This window comes from Clavibacter michiganensis, from assembly GCF_002151125.1.
GTDB lineage: Bacteria > Actinomycetota > Actinomycetes > Actinomycetales > Microbacteriaceae > Clavibacter > Clavibacter michiganensis_C.
Genome location: NZ_MDJZ01000017.1, coordinates 178,349 through 198,160, shown reverse-complemented (window position 1 = coordinate 198,160; position 19,812 = coordinate 178,349). Strand labels below are relative to the sequence as shown.

Here is a 19,812-nt window from a genome sequence, read left to right as displayed (position 1 = left end):
CACCGCACATCACCCGTCACCGTCGACGAGAGGGAACCATGCCCCAGATCACCACGCCCGTAGCGCTCTTCACCGGCCAGTGGGCCGACCTGCCGCTGGAGGAGGTCGCCCGGCTCGCGAGCGGCTGGGGCTTCGACGCCCTCGAGATCGCGTGCTCCGCCGAGCACCTCGACGTGTGGCGCGCGGCGGAGGAGCCGGCGTACCTCCGCGGACGCCTCGAGATCCTCGAGCGGCACGGCCTCCGGGTGTCCGCGCTCTCGCAGCACCTCACCGGCCAGGCCGTGTGCGACGACCCCATCGACTTCCGGCACCAGGCGATCCTCCGCTCGAAGGTGTGGGGCGACGGTGAGGCCGAGGGCGTGCGCCAGCGCGCCGCCGAGGAGCTGAAGCTCACGGCGAAGGCGGCCGCCGGGCTCGGGGTCACGCGCGTGACGGGCTTCACCGGATCCCGCATCTGGCCGTACGTCGCGATGTTCCCGCCCGTGCCGGCGTCGGTCATCGACGCGGGCTACCAGGACTTCGCCGACCGCTGGAACCCGATCATCGACGTGTTCGACGACGAGGGCGTGCGGTACGCGCTCGAGGTGCACCCGAGCGAGATCGCCTACGACTACTGGACCACCCGCCGCACGCTCGAGGCCATCGGGCACCGCCCCGGCTTCGGGCTCAACTGGGATCCGAGCCACATGATGTGGCAGGACATCGACCCGGTGGGCTTCCTCCTCGACTTCGCCGACCGGATCTACCACGTGCACGCCAAGGACACGAAGGTGAGCACCTCGAACGGCCGCGGCGGCCGGCTCGGATCCCACCTCGGCTGGGGCGACCCGCGCCGCGGCTGGGACTTCGTCTCCGTCGGCCACGGCGACGTGCCCTTCGAGCGGGCGTTCCGGGCGCTGCGCAGCATCGGCTACGACGGCCCGGTCTCGGTCGAGTGGGAGGATGCGGGGATGGACCGACTCCACGGCGCCCCCGACGCCCTCGCGCAGGTGCGCTCCCTCCTCTGGCCGACGCCCGACAACCTCTTCGACTCGGCGTTCGCGAACAACCGGGACGACGCGCCCACCGGAACCACCGCGTGACGCTGCGCGACGGCCAGCTGGCCCGCCTCCTCGTCGTCGACGTCGAGACGGGCGCCGAGCGCATGGTCGCCGAGTCGGCCGTGCTGCACATCGAGGCGCCCAACTGGACGCCCGACGGCCGCTGGCTCGTCGTCAACGCCGAGGGCGGGCTGTGGCGGCTGCCCGCGCCCGACGCCGAGGAGCCGGATCCGGACCTGCCCGAGCCCGCCGTCGACTTCCAGGCGGTCGACCTCGGCGGCGTCCCGCCCATCAACAACGACCACGTCATGTCGCCCGACGGCGCGCACGTCTACGTCTCCGGCCGCGACGGCCACCTCTACGACGTCCTCTGGAACGACGGCGCGGGCGGGGAGGGGCGGCGGATCACGGCCGATCGGGATCCGGCGCTCGGCTTCAAGAACTACCTGCACGGCGTCTCGCCCGACGGTTCGATGCTCAGCGTCATCGGCGGCCAGGTCGACGCGCGCGGCGAGTGGACCACGAACATCCACCTCGTGCCCGTCGACGGCGGCCCCACCACGCAGCTCACCGACGACGGCTTCCCCGACGACGGCGTCGAGTTCTCGCCCGACGGCGGCTGGCTCTACTTCAACTCCGAGCGCGGGTCGGACGCGCCGGGCCACGCGCAGCTGTTCACGATGCGCGTCGACGGCACCGACACGCACCAGTTCACGTCCGACGAGCGCGTCAACTGGTTCCCCCACCCGTCGCCGGACGGCGAGCACATCGTCTACCTGAGCTTCCCGCCCGGCACGCTCGGGCATCCGGCCGACCGCGACGTGATCCTCCGCGTCATCGACCGGCAGAGCCACCGCACGCGCGACCTCGCCGCCTTCCCCGGCGGCCAGGGCACCATCAACGTCACGAGCTGGGCGCCGGACTCGCGCCGGTTCGCCTACGTCGCGTACCCGTTCGAGGCGCCGAGCCTGACCTGACGCGGCGGCGCACAGCGCGCGGCACGGACGATCCGCGGAGCGTAGGCGCAGGCATTTCCCCGGTGTGAGGACATCCCGCATGGGATCATGGTCGAGTCCGCGCGCCACCCAGCCGTCCCCGATTCCCGTCGGCCTCATCACCGGAGACCCCCGTGAACATCACCACGACCACCTGGCTCATCACGATCGCGGTCACCATCGCGTTCTTCGTCTACGAGTTCTTCACCCACGTGCGCAAGCCGCACGAGCCCACCATCGGCGAGTCCGCCCGCTGGTCGGCCTTCTACATCGGCCTCGCGCTGCTCTTCGGCGTCGGCATCGGCTTCACGAGCGGCTGGGGATACGGCGGCGAGTACTTCGCCGGCTACCTCACCGAGAAGGCCCTGTCGATCGACAACCTGTTCGTGTTCCTGCTGATCATGACCGGGTTCGCCGTGCCGCGGAAGTACCAGCAGAAGGTGCTGATGATCGGCATCGTCATCGCGCTGATCATGCGCGCCGGCTTCATCGCGCTCGGCGCCGCGCTCATCGAGAACTTCTCCTGGGTCTTCTACATCTTCGGCGCCCTGCTGTTCGTGCTCGCGTACCAGCAGCTGAAGGGCGACCACGGCGGCAACGCGGCGGACAACCTGTTCGTGCGCGTCGCACGCCGGATCCTCCCCGTCCACGACGAGTTCGTCGGCGACCGCTTCACCACCAAGATCGACGGCAAGCGCTTCGTCACGCCGCTGTTCCTGTGCGTCGTCGCGATCGGCTTCATCGACCTGGTGTTCGCGCTCGACTCGATCCCCGCCATCTACGGCCTCACGAACGAGGCGTACATCGTGTTCACCGCGAACGCCTTCGCGCTGATGGGGCTCCGCCAGCTGTACTTCCTCATCGGCGGCCTGCTCGAGCGCCTCGTGTACCTGTCGCAGGGCCTCGCGGTCATCCTCGCGTTCATCGGCGCGAAGCTCGTGCTGCACGCGATGCACGTCAACGAGCTGCCCTTCATCAACGGCGGCGAGCCGATGCTGTGGGCGCCCGAGATCCCCATCTGGTTCTCGCTCCTCTTCATCGGCGCGACCATCGCGGTCGCCACCGTCGCGAGCCTCGCGAAGACCCGCGGCGACAAGGAGAAGGGCGACCGGAAGACGGTCGAGGGCGAGACCGTGACGCGCGCGACGGAGGACAAGCACTAGCCGTCCGCACGACCCCGCATCGACGACGGGCCCGGCGCACCACGCGCCGGGCCCGTCGTCGTCCCGGGCCCGTCGTCGTCCCGGAGCCGCCGCAGTCGCTCCATGGCCGCCTCATGGACGTCTCATAGGAACGTGCGGATGATGGATCCCGTGACCACCGCAACGCCCTCCGGCTTCCAGCCCGCCGCCGCCCCGCAGCCCCGCCTCACCCGCGCCGACGGGTCGCCCATCCGGGTGCTCGTCGTCGACGACGAGGCGTCGCTCACCGACCTGCTCCAGATGGCGCTGCGCTACGAGGGCTGGCAGATCCGCACGGCCGAGAACGGGCACCAGGCGCTCGCCGCCGCCCGCGAGTTCAAGCCCGACGCCGTGGTGCTCGACATCATGCTGCCGGACCTCGACGGGCTCCAGGTGCTCTCGCGCCTGCGCGCCGACGCCGAGGACATCCCCGTGCTGTTCCTCACCGCGAAGGACTCGCTCGACGACCGCCTCGCCGGCCTCACCGCCGGCGGCGACGACTACGTGACCAAGCCGTTCAGCCTCGAGGAGGTCGTCGCCCGGCTGCGCGGCCTCATCCGCCGCTCGACCCTCGTGGTCAGCGACACCGTCGACCCCGTGATCCGCGTCGGCGACCTCACCCTCGACGAGGACAGCCACGAGGTCGCCCGCGCCGGCGACCCGATCGAGCTCACCGCGACCGAGTTCGAGCTGCTGCGCTACCTGATGCGGAACCCGCGCCGCGTGCTGAGCAAGCTGCAGATCCTCGACCGGGTGTGGAGCTACGACTTCGGCGGCAAGTCGAGCGTGGTCGAGATCTACATCTCCTACCTGCGGCGCAAGATCGACGCCGGGCGGAACCCGATGATCCACACGGTGCGCGGCAGCGGCTACATGCTCAAGGCCGCGGAGTGACGCAGCCGCAGGGGACGCAGCCGGAGGGGATGCGGCAGCATGGTGCCCCGCCGTTGCGCGATCGACTGGCCACCGCGGCGCGCGGCATGACCCTGCGTCGCCGCCTCGTCCTCAGCGTCGTGGGGCTGCTGGCGCTCGCGAGCATCCTCATCGGCGCGGTGAGCATCCTCGCGCTGCGGGCGTCGCTGATGCAGCAGGTCGACCAGCAGCTGCAGGCCACGGCGGCCCGGTCGCAGAGCTTCGTCGACCAGGATCCGGGCGGTTATGGCAGCTTCCCCGGCGCCCCTCCCGGCGGCCTCGGCGCGTTCGGGCAGCAGGTCGGCACGATCAGCGCGACCATCATCGACGGCGTCGTCTCCGGCGGCTACATCGCCGACCGCTCCGCCGCCCAGGGTGAGCCCGGCGGCGCCGGCGCGGTGGAGCTCACCGAGCGCCAGAGCCAGCAGCTGCAGAGCGTGCCCACCGACGGCGTCCCGCGCACGGTCGACCTCGGCGGCGCGCTCGGCAGCTACCGGCTCGTCGGCGACACCTCGTCCTCGGGCGCGACCATCGTCACGGGACTGCCGACGAAGCCGGCCGACGACGTGGTGGAGCAGCTCGTCCTGGTGATCACGGTGGTCGCCGCCCTCACGCTCGCCCTCGCCGCCGTGCTCGGCGCCGTCATCGTGCGCCGCGCGCTGCGGCCGCTCGACCGGGTCGTCGACACGGCGACCCACGTGGCCGCGCTGGAGCTCGACCGCGGCGACGTCGCCCTCGAGGCGCGCGTGCCGGAGTCCGACACCGACGAGCGCACCGAGGTCGGCCGCGTGGGCGCCGCGCTCAACGGACTGCTCGGCCACGTCGCGGCGGCGCTGTCGTCGCGGCAGGCGAGCGAGGCGAAGGTGCGGCGGTTCGTGTCGGACGCGAGCCACGAGCTGCGCACGCCGCTCGCCTCCATCCGCGGCTACGCCGAGCTCACGCGCCGCGGCCCGCACCAGCTGCCCGAGGACGTGACGCACTCGCTGTCGCGCATCGAGTCGGAGTCGGTGCGCATGACCACGATCGTGGAGGACCTCCTGCTGCTCGCGCGCCTCGACGAGGGGCGCGAGCTGGAGTCGGATCCGGTCGACCTCACGCGCATCCTCCTCGACACGGTCGGCGACGCGAGCGCCGCGGGCCCGGACCACGACTGGGACCTCGACCTGCCGGACGACTCCGTGACCGTCCCCGGCGACGACGCACGGCTCCGCCAGGTGGTCGTCAACCTGCTCGCGAACGCCCGCACGCACACGCCGGCCGGCACGCGCGTCGTCGCGTCGCTCGCCGTGGAGGGCGCCGGGGCGGACGCGCACGCCGTGATCCGCGTGACCGACGACGGCCCCGGCATCCCGTCCGAGCTGCAGGCCTCGCTGTTCGAGCGCTTCGTGCGCGGCGACGGATCCCGCGCCCGCTCCACCGGCGGCACCGGCCTCGGCCTCGCCATCGCCCAGGCCATCGTGTCGGCGCACCACGGCGCGGTCTGGGTGGAGTCGGAGCCGGGCCGCACGGTCTTCGGGGTGCGGCTGCCGGTGGAGCGGCGTGCGGCGGAGGCGCGGGTCGCGTCGGGCGCGCCTGCCGATGCGCCGTCCGACCGCTGGGCGCCGCCGTCGGGCGCGCCCGTCGCGGACCGGCCGGGCCCGATCGCGGCCGGCTGACATGGATCCCGTCCGGCGCCTCATGTTCTGGCTGCGCGTGCCGTTCGTCGCGGACGCGGCGCTCGTGGTGATCGGGATCGCGCTCATCGTCGGCGGCGACGGGGTCGGGTGGTGGGTGCTCGTGTTCGCCGGGCTGCGGGCGGTGGTCGGCGTGGTGGCGATCGCGTGGATCGCGCCGCGGATGATCGCGCGGCTCGCGCCCGGCGCCGAACCGCCCGACGCCGAGCCGACCGCCCCGGACGCGGGAGACGCCCGTCGCTAGGCTGGACCCCTGATCCGGGCGCCCGAGCCGCGGATCGAGAGGGTCGTCATCGTGAGCGCAGAGCCAGTCGTCGTCGAGTCCGCGGAGCCCGCAGGCGGCGTCACCGTGCGACGTGCGCGCACCGGCGACGTGCCCCGGATCCAGCAGCTCGTCGAGCCGCTCGTGATGGAGGGGATCCTCCTCGGCAAGGACCTCGTCGTGCTCTACGAGAACGTGCAGGAGTTCCGGGTCGCGGTCGACGCGTCCGGCGAGGTCGTCGGCTGCGGCGCGCTGCACGTGATGTGGGAGGACCTCGGCGAGATCCGCACGCTCGCGGCCGCCCCGCACACGCGTGGCACCGGCGTCGGCCACGCGATCCTCGAGCGCCTGGAGGACGACGCGCGCGAGCTCGGCCTCAGCCGCCTGTTCTGCCTGACCTTCGAGGTCGGCTTCTTCACGCGCCACGGCTACCACGAGGTCGCGGAGTCGATCATCGCGCAGGAGATCTACTACGAGATGCTCCGCTCGCACGACGAGGGCATCGCCGAGTTCCTCGACCTCTCGCGCGTGAAGCCGAACACCCTCGGCAACACGCGCATGCTCAAGGCCCTCTGACCCGGCCCTCCGGTGTCCGCCCGGGCCCCGGATCCCCCGAGGGACGTGGGCGGCGGGCGCGCCGACCCGGCCCGGCGCGCGCCCGACCGTAGCCTGTGCTCATGTCCTCGACCTCGCCCGGAGGCCGCCCGTCCGCGGCCGTGTACCGCCGTCGCCGCCTGCTCGCGCTGCTCGTCGTGGTGGCCGTGATCGCGGTGATCGTGATCATCGTCTCGAACCTCGGCCGCGGCGCGGCCGACACCGCCGCCCCCGGCGCCACGCCCAGCGCGGACGCCGCCGACGACGCGGGCGCCGCCCCCGAGGCGACGCCGACGCCCACCCCGAGCGCGAGCGCCGGCACGGAGACGAACGCCGACGGATCCTGCGCCGCGGGCCAGCTGACCGTCACCCCCGTCACCGACGCCGCCTCCTACAAGGAGGGCGTGCTGCCCAAGCTCTCCTTCACCGTGACGAACACGGGCATGGAGCCCTGCACCGCGAACCTCGGGACGACCACGCAGGTGTTCACGATCTCGAGCGGATCCGACGTGTACTGGAAGTCGACCGACTGCCAGACGGGCGCCGAGGACGCGCAGGTCGAGCTCGCCGCCCGCACGCCGCAGACGTCGTCGCCGTTCGAGTGGTCGCGCCAGCGTTCCTCCACCACCACGTGCGAGGAGAAGGAGCGCCCGGCCGTCCCCGCCGGCGGCGCGACCTACACGCTGTCGGTCGAGGTGGCCGGCGTGAAGAGCGCCGAGCCGAAGTCGTTCCTGCTGTACTGACCGGCGCCGCGGCGCCCGTCCGTGCGCGCTCATGATCCCGGTTATCGATTGGATGCATCCATTGCAATCCATGCATGCGTCTGTCATCCTGATGCTCCACCCACGGAAGGACGCACCATGACCGACACCACCGAGACCCACGCCGAGCACACCGTCGCCGAGCACCAGCACGGCGCCGACTGCGGTCACGAGACCGTCACGCACGAGGACCACGTGGACTTCGTCCACGACGGCCACAAGCACGCCGAGCACGGCGACCACTACGACGAGCACTGATCCGACGCGCGACGACGCGCGACGACGCGCGAGGATCCTGACGGGGACCAGGCCTTCCGGCCCGGTCCCCGTCGTCATGTCCGCGACCGGCCGCCCGTCTCCCTCGCCCTAGGATCGACCAGGTGACCTACCCACCCGCCGGCTTCGAGCAGGCCGCCGACCTCTTCAAGGTCCTGTCGTCGTCCGCGCGCCTGGGCCTGCTGGGTCTGCTGGCGGCGCGGCAGATGACCGTGACGGAGCTGGTCGCCGAGTCCGGGCTGTCGCAGCCGCTCGTGTCGCAGCACCTGCGCGTGCTGCGGGCGGCGGGTCTGGTGAACGTGGAGCGCACGGGGCGCATCGCCCACTACGAGGTGGCCGACACGCACGTGACGCACGTGGTGGAGGACGCCGTGGCGCACGTGCGGGAGCACGGCCAGGACGCGCCCGTCGCCGGCTGACGCGCCCGTCTCGAGCTGACGCGCCCGCGACGGATCAGAACGCCTCGTCGAGCTCCTTCTCCCGCTCGCCCTTCGCGAGGGAGAACGCGCGGCCGAGCGCCGAGAACAGCGGCCCCCACTCGGCATCGACGATCTGCGTGAAGCCGAGCCGTCGGGCCTCCGCCGCGCGCTGCGGCGCCGACGTGACCCCGCGGATCTCGCCCGCGAGGCTGATCTCGCCGAACGCCGCGAGGTCGTGCGGCATGGCCTTGCCGTTGACGGCGGAGACGAGCGCGACGGCGATGGCGAGATCCGCCGCGGGCTCGGTGAGGCGCACGCCGCCGACCGTGGAGACGTAGACGTCGCGATCCGAGAGCCGCACGTTGGCGCGCTTCTCCAGCACCGCGAGGAGCATGGCGACGCGCGACGCATCGACCCCGTTGACGACCCGGCGTGGCTGCGGCGCCTTCGTGTCGACCACGAGCGCCTGCACCTCCACGGGCAGAGCGCGGCGGCCCTCCATCGCGACGGTGACGCACGTGCCGCTCACGGAGTGGACGCCGCGCGAGAGGAACATGCCGCTCGGATCCGGCACCTCGACGATGCCGTCGCCCGCCATCTCGAAGCAGCCGACCTCGTCGGTGGGGCCGAAGCGGTTCTTGAGCGCGCGGATGAAGCGGAGCGACGTCTGCCGGTCGCCCTCGAACTGGCACACGACGTCGACCAGGTGCTCGAGGAGCCGCGGGCCGGCGATGGATCCGTCCTTCGTGACGTGGCCGACGAGGAGCAGCGGCAGGTCGCGCTCCTTGCAGACGCGGATGAGGGTGACGGCGACCTCGCGCACCTGGCCCGGGTGGCCGGGCAGGCCGTCCGACGTGCTGCTGGAGACGGTCTGCACCGAGTCGACGATGAGGAGATCCGGGGACACCTGCTCGATGTGGCCGAGGATCGTGCCGAGGTCGGTCTCGGCCGCGATCATGAGCGACTCCTGCAGCCCGCCCGTGCGCTCGGCGCGCATGCGCACCTGCGCGACCGACTCCTCGGCCGTGACGTAGAGGACCTTCGCGCCCTTCGCCGCGGCGCGCGCCGCGACCTCGAGCAGCAGCGTGGACTTGCCGACGCCGGGCTCGCCGCTCATGAGGATGGCCGCGCCGGGCACGATGCCGCCGCCGAGCACCCGGTCGAGCTCGCCGACGCCGCTCGGCAGGTGGCTGGCCGACGCGGTGCCGACGTGCATGATCGAGCGCGCCTGGCTGGATCCGGCGGGCGTGAGCGTGGTGACCCGGCCGGCGGCCGCGGGCGTCTGCGACACCTCGGCGACCGTGTTCCAGCTCTGGCACTCGGCGCACCGTCCGACCCACTTCGGCGTGGTCCACCCGCACTCCGAGCAGCGGTACGTGGAGTGGGTGCGGGCCATGCGGGGGACTCTACCGGCGGGCACCGACACCGCAGGACCGGCCGGCGCTAGGCGTCGCGGTGGCGGAAGAGGAGGGTCGCGGCGGTCGCCGGGATCAGGATCCAGGCCGCGACGACCGCGACCTCGAGGCCGGTCACGGGCGGTGGGGCGATGCTGCCGGTCGTGCCCGTGAGGATCCGGCCCGCTGTCGTGAGCAGCAGGTCGTACGCCGGGACGCCGCCGAGGTCGGGCACGAGGCCGATGAAGGTGGGGAGCACGAGCTGGATCGCGATGAACGCGGTGATGGCCGCGACGCCGCTGCGCGTGAGGGTCGCGAGCGCCAGCCCGAGCAGGGCGATCATCGCGAGGTACGCGCCGGATCCGAGCAGCGGCCCGGCGACGCCCCGCGACACGAGGCTGCCGTCGTAGCCGAGGTCGGCGCGGGTGCCCATGGTCAGCAGGTAGGCGGCGAGTCCGGGCACGACCCCGAGGGCGAACGCGACCAGCGCGACCGCCAGGGCCTTCGCGGACAGCGCCTCGAGGCGGTTCGGCACCGCGGCGAGGGTGGAGGCGATCGTGCCGCTGGCATACTCGGAGCCCATCGCGAGGACCCCGAGCACGCCCACGACGATCTGGCTGAGCAGCAGGGGCGTCGCGAGGATCGCCGCCGTGCCCGCGTCCGCGGTCGACGACGAGGATCCTGCGGGGAGCGGGTCGGCGACGAGCGATGCCATGACGCTCATGCCGACTCCGGCGAGCACGACCAGCGCGACGGTCCAGCGGGTGGAGCGGAGCGTGGCGAGCTTGAGCAGCTCCGCGTGGATCGCGTGGGGGAAGGTGACCCGGGTGCGCGCGGGGGCGGAGGCGGCGGGCCGGCTGCTGGTGGTGCGGGGTGCGCGGGTCATGCCGCCGACGCTACGGAGCCGGCTCGGGGTGCCGAGTCGGGCGGCGGTGCCTCGCCGGTGGGTCGGGGGTGCCGTCCGCTGACCCGGCTTCGGCACCCGGGGACGGCGGGTGCCCGGCGTGCTGACACGGACGGCCGATCAGTCGCCGGGATCCGGGTCCGCCGCAGGCCGGGCCGTGAGGCGGGCCAGCGCGCGGATGTAGAGGAGCAGCGAGGCCGCGAGGGCGGCCGCGCCCACCCACGGCGGGTCGAAGGTGCCCGTGATGAGCAGCGCCCCGACGATCAGCGTGACCACGAACCAGAGCGTGCCGGTCGGCGGTGGCGCGAGGGCGCGGTCGCGGCCGCGGACGCGCACGTACAGGAAGACGGACAGCGCGAAGGCGGCCGCGGAGATCCAGGGCGAGACGACGGCGCCGGTCACGAGCATGGCCCCCGAGACGAGCCCGATCACCAGCCAGAGCGTGCCGGTGGAGCGGGCGTCGGGGGTGTCGTCGGCCATGGATCCACCCTACGGACGCAGCCCGGGCGGACGCGAGCGCCTCAGCGTCCCGCCACCTCCAGCGCCCGCACCGTCGCCGGGAGGAACGGCAGGAACGCGCTCGCCCAGACGCGGTAGCCGCGGTCGTTCGGGTGGAAGAGGTCGCCCGCGGCCTGGGTGATCGCGAGCACGGCGGTCTGGCGGCGGGTGGTGCGGTGCAGCGGCGCGATGCGCAGGCCGCGATCCGTGGCGAGGCGGTGGACGATCTCGTTCGCGACCCGGACCTTGCGCTCGCTCGCGGGGAAGTGGAAGCACGGCAGGTCGGCGACGACGGTGGTCGGCGGGACGGCGTCGAGGATCCGGCCGAGGTCGTGCTCGAACGCGACCGGCTCGAAGGCGGCGATGTCGTTGGCGCCGATCGCGAGGGTCACGACGTCGGGTCGCAGCTTCGCGAGGCGGGGGAGCTGGTACTCCACGAGGTCGGCGACGCGGGCGCCCGAGACGCTGAGATTGACGGTGCGGACCGTGCGGCCGCTCAAGGCGCGAATCCGGTCGGCGAGGATCCCGACGTAGCCGTTCACCGGACGGCTCGCGCCGATGCCCTGCGCGGTCGAGTCACCGAGCGCCACGTAGAGGAGGTCGCCCTCGGTCTTCGCGTGCTCGCGCCACCAGGCCGAGTTCACGGGGAGCGTCTCGTTGAGGACCACGGCGCGCTCGCGGCGGCCGGCCTCGAACCGACGCGGCACCACGAGGGCGGCGGCGGTGAGGCCGCCGAGCGCGGCGGCGGCGGAAGCGATGACGGCGGCGGGACGGGCGGAGCGGGTGGATCTCTGGGGCACCACGGGAGCATACGCTCGCGGATCCGGGTGCCGGCTGGCCGCCGCGACGCCGTGCGCTACTCGGCTTCCGGCGCCCGCCCCGCCCCCGCCGGCACGAACCGGTACCCCATGCCCGGATCGGTGAGCAGGTGCCGCGGGTGCGCGGGATCCGGCTCGAGCTTCTTGCGCAGCTGCGCGACGTAGAGGCGGAGGTAGCCGCTGTCGTTCACGTGGGTCGGGCCCCAGATCTCGGTGAGGAGGGTCTGGCGGGAGACGAGCCGGTCGGGGTTCCGCACGAGCAGCTCGAGCACCTGCCACTCGGTGGGGGTGAGGCGCACGCGCTGGTCGCCGCGCGTGACGACGCGGGCCGCGAGGTCGACCGTCACGTCGGCGAACGCGACGACAGCGGAGCGGTCCTCGTCGGGGGCGGCGCGGCGGCCGAGGGCGCGGATCCGGGCGAGCAGCTCGTCGATGGAGAACGGCTTGGTGACGTAGTCGTCGGCGCCCGCGTCGAGGGCCTCGACCTTGTCGGCGGCGCCCGAGCGGCCGGAGACCACGAGGATCGGCGCGGTCGACCACAGCCGCAGCGCCTGGATCACCTCGACGCCGTCGAGCCGCGGCATGCCGAGGTCGATCATGTAGAGGTCGGGCTTCTCGGCGACGGCCAGGCGGATGGCGGCCGCGCCGTCGTCCGCCGTGAGGATCTCGTAGCCGAGGCTCGTGAGGGTGATGCGCAGCGCCCGCAGGATCTGCTGGTCGTCGTCGGCGATGAGGATCCTCACGCGGTCACCTCCGATGCGGTCGGGGGAGCGTCCGCGACGGGTGCGACGCCCGCCCGGCACGCCGGCAGCGCGACCACCATCGTGAGCCCGCCGCCCGGGGTGTCCTCGGCGGTGAGCGTGCCGCCCATCCCCTCGGTGAAGCCCTTCGAGAGCGCGAGGCCGAGGCCGAGGCCGGACGCGTTGTCGGTGTCGCCGAGGCGCTGGAACGGCACGAACATGTCGTCGCGGCGCTCGGGCGCGACGCCGGGGCCGTGGTCCACGACGCGGATCTCGACCGCCTCCGCGAACGCGCTCGTGCTGAGCCGCACCGGCACGCCCGCGGGCGCGTGCCGCACGGCGTTGCTCAGCAGGTTGACGACCACGCGCTGGAGGAGGCCCGGATCCGCGACCGCGCCCGGCAGGTCCGGTGCGAGGTCGAGCACGGCGTCGGCGGGACCGAGGTCGAGCTCGTCGAGGGCGGCGAGCACGACGTCGTCGAGGTCGACGTCCATCAGCCGGACGCCGAGCACGCCGGCCTGCACGCGGCTCACGTCGAGGAGGTCGGTGACGAGGTCGGCGAGCGTGCCGAGGCTCTCCTCGGCGGTGGCGAGGAGCTCCTCGCGGTCGCCGTCGGCCCAGGCCATGCCGGGGGAGCGGAGCGCGGTGACGGCCGCGGTCGCGGCGCTCAGCGGGCGGCGGAGGTCGTGGCTGACGGCGGAGAGGAGGGCCGTCCGCACGCGGTCGGTCTGGGCGAGCGGGCCGACCTCGCGGGCGGTGTCGGAGAGGTCGCGGTGCTCGAGCGCGGCGTCGAGCTGCGCGGCGATGACGCGGAGCAGGCGCCGGCCGGACGCCTCGAGGTCGTCGCCGTAGAGGGTGAGCACGGCGCGGGATCCCACGGCCACGTCGGTCGCGGCGGCGCCCGTGACGACGCCGTCCCACGCGATGGTCTCCCCGCGGTCGACGAGCTTCACGCCCTGCAGGCCGAACGCCTCGCGGGTGCGGCTGACGAGCGCGTGCACGGCGCCCTCGCCGCGGAGCACGGATCCCGAGACCGTCGCCAGCAGCTCGGCCTCCGCGGCCGCGCGGCGGGCGAGGCGGGTGCGGCGGGCGGCCTGGTCGACGATCCAGCTGACGAGCAGCGCGATGACCACGTAGAGCACGAGCGCGAGCATGTGCAGCGGCTCGTCGACCGTGATCGTGTAGAGGGGATCGATGAAGAAGTAGTCGAGCGTGAAGCCGGAGAGCACGGCCGCGAACAGGGCCGGCCAGATCCCGCCGACGAGCGCCACGAGCACCACGAGCAGCTGGTACGAGAGCACGTCGCTCGTGATGGAGTCGTCCGAGCGCGTGGCCGAGAGCAGCCAGGTGAGCAGCGGGCCGCCGCCGAGCGCGAGCAGGGCGCCCAGGATCCGGCGGCGGATGCTGAGGGCGCCGCCGCGGATCCGCGGCAGCCGGAAGCGCCCGCCCGCCGCCGCGTGCGTGACGATGTGCACGTCGATGTCGCCGGACTCGCGGATCACGGTCGCGCCGATGCCGGGCCCCGTGGTCGCGGCGGCCAGCCGGCTGCGGCGGCTCACGCCGAGCACGAGCTGCGTGGCGTTGGAGGCGCGCGCGAACTCGACGAGCGCGCGCGGGATGTCGTCGCCGACGACCTGGTGGTAGCTGCCGCCGAGCGTGTCGACGAGCGCGCGCTGGCTCGCGAGCGCCTCCGGGCTGCCGGAGCGGAGCCCGTCCTGGCTGGAGACGTGGACGGCCATCAGCTCGCCGCCGGCCGACCGGGCCGCGATCCGGGCGCCGCGCCGCAGCAGCGTCTCGCCCTCGGGTCCGCCGGTGAGCGCCACGACCACGCGCTCGCGGGCCTCCCACCGGGCGTCGATCCCCTTCTCGTCGCGGTAGGCGGCGAGCGCGGTGTCGACCTCGTCGGCGAGCCAGAGGAGCGCGAGCTCGCGGAGGGCCGTGAGGTTGCCGAGCCGGAAGTAGTGGGAGAGGGCGGCGTCGATCCGCTCGGCCGGGTACACGCGCCCACCGGCGAGACGGTCGCGCAGGGCCTCGGGCGCCAGGTCGATGACCTCGATCTGGTGCGCCTCGCGGAGCACGCGGTCGGGGATCGTCTCGCGCTGCGGCACGCCCGTGATCTTCTCGACCACGTCGTTGAGCGACGCGATGTGCTGGATGTTGACGGTGGAGATCACGTCGATGCCGGCGTCGCGGATGAGGTCCACGTCCTGCCAGCGCTTCTCGCTCCGGCCGCCCGGCGCGTTGGTGTGGGCGAGCTCGTCGACCAGCGCGATGGTCGGACGGCGGGCGATGACGGCGTCCACGTCGAGGTCGGTGATCTCCACCCCGCGGTGCGACACCTCGCGCCGGGGCAGGATCTCCAGCCCCTCGAGCATCGCGGCCGTGGCGGCGCGGCCGTGGGTCTCCACGACCGCGACCACCACGTCGGCGCCCTCGTCGCCGAGACGCCTGCCCTCCTCGAGCATCGCGTAGGTCTTGCCCACGCCGGGCGCCGCGCCCAGCAGCACCCGCAGTCGACCGCGCTTCATGTCTTCTCTTCCCGTGCCCGCGTGGTGCGGACGTCAGCCGCCGAGGCCGGCGAGCGCGATGTTCAGCTCGAGCACGTTCACGGTCGGCTCCCCGAGGTACCCGAGGTCGCGGCCCTGCACGTGCTCGTCGACGAGGCGCGCGACCTCCTGCTCCGGGATCCCCCGGGCCGAGGCGACGCGCGCCACCTGGAGTCGAGCGTATTCCGGGCTGATGTGCGGATCGAGCCCCGAGGCCGACGCGGTGAGCGCGTCGGCCGGGATGGCGGCCGGATCCACGCCGTCGGACGCGGCGATCGCGGCCTTCCGCTCCTCGATGGCGGCGACGAGGTCCGCGTTCTCGGGGCCGAGGTTCGAGCCGGTGGACGCGGACGCGTCGTAGCCGTCGCCCGCGGCCGACGGCCGGGACTGGAACCACTCCGGGAGGGCGGCGCCGTCGGAGTCCTGGAAGGACTGGCCGATCAGCGACGAGCCGACGACCTGCCCGTCGGCGGAGACGAGCGAGCCGTCCGCCTGCGCGGGGAGCGCGAGCTGGCCGATGCCCGTGACGACGGCCGTGTAGCCGACGCCGAGGACGACGGTGAGGACGGCCATCGCGCGGACGGCGACGCCGGCGGTGCGGAGGGACTGGCGGGGGGAGGGCATGGGGTTCCTTGTCTGGTGTGCGGTGAGGGGATCAGAAGCCGGGGATCAGGCTGACGACGAGGTCGACGAGCTTGATGCCGACGAAGGGCGCGACCACGCCGCCGACCCCGTAGACGAGCAGATTCCGGCTGAGCACCTTCGAGGCGCTGAGCGGCCGGTACTTCACTCCCTTGAGGGCGAGCGGGATGAGCACCACGATGATCAGCGCGTTGAAGACGATCGCGGAGAGGATCGCGGACGCCGGCGAGTGCAGCTGCATCACGTTCAGCACCGCGAGCTGCGGGAAGACGCCCGTGAACATCGCGGGGATGATCGCGAAGTACTTGGCGATGTCGTTGGCGATGGAGAACGTGGTGAGCGCGCCGCGGGTGATGAGCAGCTGCTTGCCGATGCGGACGATGTCGATGAGCTTGGTCGGGTCCGAGTCGAGGTCGACCATGTTGCCGGCCTCCTTCGCGGCCGACGTGCCCGTGTTCATCGCCACTCCCACGTCGGCCTGCGCGAGCGCGGGCGCGTCGTTGGTGCCGTCGCCGGTCATGGCGACCAGCCGCCCGCCCTCCTGCTCCTTGCGGATCAGCGCGAGCTTGTCCTCGGGGGTCGCCTCCGCGAGGTGGTCGTCGACCCCGGCCTCGGCCGCGATGGCGCGGGCGGTGAGCGGGTTGTCGCCCGTGATCATCACCGTGCGGATCCCCATCGCCCGCAGCTCCGCGAAGCGCTCCCTGAGGCCGTCCTTCACGACGTCCTTGAGGTGCACGACGCCGAGCACGCGGCCGGTGCCGGCGGGGTCCTTCGTCGCGACGACGAGCGGGGTGCCGCCGCCGTTCGAGACGGACTCGACGGTCTCCATGAGCTCGGCGTGCAGCGACGACGGCAGCCGGCGGCCGCCCTCCTCGAGCCACGCGATGACCGCGGACGAGGCCCCCTTGCGGACGACCGTGCCGTCGGGCAGGTCCACGCCGGACATGCGGGTCTGCGCCGTGAACGGCACGTCGATCCCGCGGGGGAGGGACGCGGTGTCCACGCCCTGCTCGCGGGCGAGGTCGACGACGCTGGATCCCTCGGGCGTCGGATCCGCGAGCGACGACATGGCCGCGGCCCGGGCGAGCTCCTCCGCGCCGACGCCGTCCACCGCGACCAGCGCGCTGGCCCGGCGGTTGCCGTAGGTGATGGTGCCGGTCTTGTCGAGGAGCAGCGTCGTCACGTCGCCCGCGGCCTCGACCGCGCGGCCGGACATCGCGAGCACGTTGCGCTGCACGAGCCGGTCCATGCCGGCGATGCCGATGGCGGAGAGCAGCGCGCCGATGGTGGTCGGGATCAGGCAGACGAGCAGCGCGATGAGCACCGGCACGCTCACGGTCGCCGCCGAGTAGGAGGCGATGGGGTTGAGCGTGAGCGCCACGACCACGAAGACGATCGTGAGGCTCGCCAGCAGGATGTTCAGCGCGATCTCGTTCGGCGTGCGCTGGCGCGACGCGCCCTCGACGAGGCCGATCATGCGGTCGACGAAGGTCTCGCCGGGCTTCGAGGTGATCCGCACGACGATCCGGTCGCTCAGCACCCGCGTGCCGCCCGTGACGGCGCTGCGGTCGCCGCCGGACTCGCGGACGACGGGCGCGGACTCGCCCGTGATGGCCGACTCGTCGATGGAGGCGATGCCCCACACGACGTCGCCGTCGCCCGGGATCGACTCCCCGGCGACCACGACGACCGTGTCGCCGAGCGTGAGGTCCGCGCTCGAGACCTCGCGGAGCTCCGCGCGCTCGGCGCCCGGATCCGCGGCTTGGTCGTAGGACGCGACGACGCGCGCCATGGTGCTGGTGCGGGTCTTGCGCAGGCTGTCGGCCTGCGCCTTGCCGCGGCCCTCGGCCACCGACTCCGCGAGGTTCGCGAAGATCACGGTCAGCCAGAGCCACAGGGCGATCCCGGCCGTGAAGGTCGCGGGCACGGCGCTGCCGCCGGAGGATCCCGCGCCGCCCGTGAAGGGCTCGGCGATCGCGAGGACGGTGGTGAACGCGGCGCCGACCTCGACGATCAGCATCACCGGGTTCCGCCACATGAGGCGCGGATCCAGCTTCCGGAACGCGCCGGGGAGCGCCTCGGCGAGCTGCCGGGCGTCGATGGCCCGGGCGCGCGTCGCGGTCCCGGATGCGGGAGCCGGTGCGGCCGGCGCCTCGGGGGTGGTCAGGACGGTCATGATGCGAGCCCTTCCGCCAGGGGACCCAGCGCGAGAACGGGGAAGTAGGTGAGAGCGGTCACGATGACCGTCACCCCGATGAGGAGGCCGACGAACTGCGGCCGGTGGGTGGGCAGGGTCCCCGCCGTGGTGGGGATGCGGTCCTGCGCCGCGAGGGATCCGGCGAGCGCCAGCACGAGCACGATCGGCAGGAACCGGCCGAGCAGCATCGCGACGCCCAGCGCCGTGGCGAACCACGGCGTGCTCGCGGTGAGGCCGGCGAACGCGGATCCGTTGTTGTTGCTCGCGGAGGTGAACGCGTAGACCACCTCCGACAGGCCGTGCAGGCCGCCGTTGAGGATCGAGGTGCCCTCGACGTCCGCGCGGACCGCGGGGATCGCGAAGCTCAGCGCGGTGCCCGTGAGCACGAGGATCGGCGTGACGAGGATGTAGAGGCTCGCGAGCTTGATCTCGCGCGGCCCGATCTTCTTGCCGAGGTACTCGGGTGTCCGGCCGACGAGGAGGCCCGCCACGAACACCGCGATCACGGCGAGCACGAGCATGCCGTAGAGGCCGGAGCCGACGCCGCCGGGGGCGACCTCGCCGAGCATCATGTTGAGCATCGGCATCATGCCGCCGAGCGCCGTGTACGAGTCGTGCATCGAGTTGACGGCGCCGGTCGAGGTGAGCGTGGAGGTGGATCCGAACAGGGTCGAGAGCACGATGCCGAAGCGCTGCTCCTTGCCCTCCATCGCGCCGCCCGCGGCCATCGGGGCGGAGCCTGCGCCGTTCAGCTCGAAGATCGTGAGCGCGGTGAAGGAGGCCAGGAAGATCGTCGCCATGACGGCCGCGATCGCGGTGCCCTGGCGGGTGTCGCCGACCATGCGCCCGAAGGTGCGGGGGAGCGAGAACGGGATCACGAGCATCAGCAGCACCTGGAACGCGCTGGTCCACGCGGTTGGGTCCTCGAACGGGTGCGCGGAGTTCGCGTTGAAGAACCCGCCGCCGTTCGTGCCGAGCATCTTGATCGCCTCCTGCGAGGCCACCGGCCCGCCGGGGATGGTCTGCGTGCCGCCCGCGAGGGTCCGCAGCTCCTGGAAGCCCGCGAAGTTCTGGATCACGCCGCCGGCGATGAGGACCACCGCGGTGACCAGCGAGAGGGGGAGGAGCAGGCGGAGGGATCCGCGGATCAGGTCGACCCACAGGTTGCCGATGGTGCCGCTGCGCGTGCGGGCGAAGCCGCGGACCAGCGCGATGGCCACCGCGATGCCGACCGCGGCCGACACGAAGTTCTGCACCGCGAGCCCGGCGAGCTGGACCGTGTAGCCCATCGTCGCCTCGGGCGAGTACGACTGCCAGTTCGTGTTGGTGACGAACGAGACGGCCGTGTTGAAGGAGAGGCCCTCGGGCACGGCGGGGAGGCCGAGCGCGTAGGGGAGGAACGCCTGGAGGCGCTGCATCGCGTAGACGACGAGGACGCCTGTGAGCGAGAAGGCGAGCACCGCGCGCAGGTAGGCGGGCCAGGTCTGTTCCGAGCGGGGATCCACGCCGATGAGGCGGTAGATGCCGCGCTCGACGCGCCAGTCGTGGCGCGACTCGTACATGCGCGCCATGAGGTCGCCCAGCGGGCGGTGGACGAGGACGAGGACCAGGACGACGGACGCGACCTGGAGGATGCCGGCGAGCGCGTCCATCAGAACCGCTCGGGGCGGATCAGGGCGTACACGAGGTACACCACGGAGGCGATGCCGAGCACGGCGGCGGCGAGGCCGGCCGCGTCGGCGAACGAGGTGATCACAGCTTCTCCACCCCCCGGCCGACGAGGCCGACGAGGGCGAACAGGACGATGACGCCTGCGATGTACACGAGGTCGAGCACGGGGATCCTCCGGTGAGGGGTGCCGCGGCCGGTCGGACGCGGGTGCCCGGCGGGGCACGAGGCACCACTAGACACCTCGCGCGCGGGCGCCCTCACGCATCCATACGGTTCCCTCACGGGGGCG

20 protein-coding genes are annotated in these 19,812 nt (G+C 73.1%); 10 read left to right on the top strand and 10 right to left on the bottom strand.

What is annotated here, in order from left to right:
• The first annotated feature begins 38 nt into the window (after window positions 1-38).
• The 10 genes from BFL37_RS12815 (at window position 39) to BFL37_RS12770 (ending at window position 8,113) form a co-directional block, all read left to right on the top strand.
• Window positions 39-1,082 carry a sugar phosphate isomerase/epimerase family protein gene (locus BFL37_RS12815; RefSeq protein ID WP_086515495.1) on the top strand — a complete coding sequence of 348 codons (1,044 nt, stop codon included), beginning with the start codon at window positions 39-41 and terminating at the stop codon, window positions 1,080-1,082.
• Complete coding sequence (locus tag BFL37_RS12810) at window positions 1,079-2,017, top strand: TolB family protein (RefSeq protein ID WP_086515494.1); 939 nt, start codon at window positions 1,079-1,081, stop codon at window positions 2,015-2,017. Before BFL37_RS12815 ends, BFL37_RS12810 begins: the two co-directional genes overlap by 4 nt.
• Before the next feature lie 152 nt (window positions 2,018-2,169).
• Window positions 2,170-3,198 (top strand): TerC family protein, encoded by a 1,029-nt coding sequence (locus BFL37_RS12805; protein WP_086515493.1) that lies wholly within the window; start codon window positions 2,170-2,172, stop codon window positions 3,196-3,198.
• A gap of 138 nt (window positions 3,199-3,336) precedes the next feature.
• Window positions 3,337-4,110, top strand: coding sequence for a response regulator transcription factor (locus tag BFL37_RS12800; protein WP_015491335.1), 774 nt, complete (start codon window positions 3,337-3,339; stop codon window positions 4,108-4,110).
• 86 nt (window positions 4,111-4,196) lie between these two features.
• Window positions 4,197-5,783: a sensor histidine kinase gene (locus BFL37_RS12795; RefSeq protein ID WP_172403817.1), complete on the top strand. Its 1,587-nt coding sequence runs from the start codon at window positions 4,197-4,199 to the stop codon at window positions 5,781-5,783.
• A gap of 1 nt (window position 5,784) precedes the next feature.
• A complete protein-coding gene (locus tag BFL37_RS12790) occupies window positions 5,785-6,045 on the top strand; it encodes a hypothetical protein (RefSeq protein WP_086515491.1) in 261 nt (86 codons plus the stop codon).
• 51 nt (window positions 6,046-6,096) lie between these two features.
• A complete protein-coding gene (locus BFL37_RS12785) occupies window positions 6,097-6,639 on the top strand; it encodes an amino-acid N-acetyltransferase (RefSeq protein ID WP_086515490.1) in 543 nt (180 codons plus the stop codon).
• A 101-nt stretch (window positions 6,640-6,740) separates the two neighbouring features.
• Complete coding sequence (locus tag BFL37_RS12780) at window positions 6,741-7,400, top strand: hypothetical protein (protein WP_086515723.1); 660 nt, start codon at window positions 6,741-6,743, stop codon at window positions 7,398-7,400.
• 117 nt (window positions 7,401-7,517) lie between these two features.
• A complete protein-coding gene (locus BFL37_RS12775; protein WP_086515489.1) occupies window positions 7,518-7,676 on the top strand; it encodes a zinc transporter permease in 159 nt (52 codons plus the stop codon).
• A gap of 122 nt (window positions 7,677-7,798) precedes the next feature.
• Entirely contained in the window at window positions 7,799-8,113 is a 315-nt protein-coding gene (locus BFL37_RS12770; RefSeq protein WP_086515488.1) for an ArsR/SmtB family transcription factor, read from the top strand.
• Window positions 8,114-8,147: 34 nt separating this feature from the next.
• Here BFL37_RS12770 and radA read toward each other — a convergent pair whose 3' ends face one another.
• The 10 genes from radA to kdpF all read right to left on the bottom strand — a co-directional run bounded on the left by radA (window position 8,148) and on the right by kdpF (window position 19,608).
• Complete coding sequence (gene radA, locus BFL37_RS12765) at window positions 8,148-9,509, bottom strand: DNA repair protein RadA (RefSeq protein WP_086515487.1); 1,362 nt, start codon at window positions 9,507-9,509, stop codon at window positions 8,148-8,150.
• Between the two features lie 47 nt (window positions 9,510-9,556).
• Window positions 9,557-10,393 carry an ABC transporter permease subunit gene (locus BFL37_RS12760; protein WP_086515486.1) on the bottom strand — a complete coding sequence of 279 codons (837 nt, stop codon included), beginning with the start codon at window positions 10,391-10,393 and terminating at the stop codon, window positions 9,557-9,559.
• Between the two features lie 138 nt (window positions 10,394-10,531).
• Window positions 10,532-10,891, bottom strand: coding sequence for a hypothetical protein (locus BFL37_RS12755; RefSeq protein ID WP_086515485.1), 360 nt, complete (start codon window positions 10,889-10,891; stop codon window positions 10,532-10,534).
• A 41-nt stretch (window positions 10,892-10,932) separates the two neighbouring features.
• Entirely contained in the window at window positions 10,933-11,709 is a 777-nt protein-coding gene (locus BFL37_RS12750; protein WP_241534076.1) for an SGNH/GDSL hydrolase family protein, read from the bottom strand.
• Window positions 11,710-11,765: 56 nt separating this feature from the next.
• Window positions 11,766-12,470 carry a response regulator gene (locus tag BFL37_RS12745; protein WP_086515722.1) on the bottom strand — a complete coding sequence of 235 codons (705 nt, stop codon included), beginning with the start codon at window positions 12,468-12,470 and terminating at the stop codon, window positions 11,766-11,768.
• Window positions 12,467-14,995 carry a DUF4118 domain-containing protein gene (locus BFL37_RS12740; protein ID WP_086515483.1) on the bottom strand — a complete coding sequence of 843 codons (2,529 nt, stop codon included), beginning with the start codon at window positions 14,993-14,995 and terminating at the stop codon, window positions 12,467-12,469. The genes BFL37_RS12745 and BFL37_RS12740 overlap by 4 nt, the downstream gene beginning before the upstream one ends.
• 33 nt (window positions 14,996-15,028) lie before the next feature.
• Complete coding sequence (gene kdpC, locus BFL37_RS12735; RefSeq protein ID WP_086515482.1) at window positions 15,029-15,637, bottom strand: potassium-transporting ATPase subunit KdpC; 609 nt, start codon at window positions 15,635-15,637, stop codon at window positions 15,029-15,031.
• Between the two features lie 31 nt (window positions 15,638-15,668).
• The gene (gene kdpB / locus BFL37_RS12730; RefSeq protein ID WP_086515481.1) at window positions 15,669-17,831 is read right to left on the bottom strand and encodes a potassium-transporting ATPase subunit KdpB; all 2,163 of its coding nucleotides are present in this window, start codon (window positions 17,829-17,831) and stop codon (window positions 15,669-15,671) included.
• Entirely contained in the window at window positions 17,828-19,504 is a 1,677-nt protein-coding gene (gene kdpA, locus BFL37_RS12725) for a potassium-transporting ATPase subunit KdpA (protein ID WP_086515480.1), read from the bottom strand. Before kdpA ends, kdpB begins: the two co-directional genes overlap by 4 nt.
• Window positions 19,504-19,608 carry a K(+)-transporting ATPase subunit F gene (gene kdpF, locus BFL37_RS12720; protein WP_043668301.1) on the bottom strand — a complete coding sequence of 35 codons (105 nt, stop codon included), beginning with the start codon at window positions 19,606-19,608 and terminating at the stop codon, window positions 19,504-19,506. Before kdpF ends, kdpA begins: the two co-directional genes overlap by 1 nt.
• Between the last annotated feature and the right edge of the window lie 204 nt (window positions 19,609-19,812).